Origin of the sequence: Myxococcus sp. AM009, from assembly GCF_013372605.1 — a bacterium.
Classification (GTDB): domain Bacteria; phylum Myxococcota; class Myxococcia; order Myxococcales; family Myxococcaceae; genus Myxococcus; species Myxococcus vastator.
The window spans coordinates 1-392 of sequence record NZ_JABXEP010000529.1; the positions used below are offsets into that span (position 1 = coordinate 1).

Genomic DNA, 392 nt, shown 5'->3' on the forward strand with positions numbered 1-392 from the left:
ATGCACGCCGTTGATGTGGGAACCGCCGGCCCTTCCGCCATCCACACCGGCGCCCGGGTGCACGCGCATTGGGCCGACCAACCGGTGGGCGCCATCACCGATATCGCCTGCTTTGCGCTCGGCGAGACCGCAGAACCGGTGGCGGCTCACAAGACCGAGGATGCGCGGGACCCGGTCACCATGATCGTCACGCCGATCCAGCTGGAAATTCAGCACACCGCCTCGCACGAGGAGAGTGCGTATCTGCGCGCCATCGCCCAGGGCAAGCTCGTGGGCGCCAGAACCGGAAAGACCGGCAAGGTATACTTCCCGCCGCATGGCGCCGACCCGGCCACCGGGAAACCCACCCCCGAGTTTGTCGAGCTGCCCGACAAGGGCACGGTGACGACGTT

General features: G+C 67.3%; 1 protein-coding gene. It reads left to right on the forward strand.

What is annotated here, in order from left to right; genetic code table 11:
- The coding region (locus tag HV824_RS36735; RefSeq protein ID WP_217918087.1) for a Zn-ribbon domain-containing OB-fold protein at positions 1–392 on the forward strand (392 nt) is incomplete at both ends.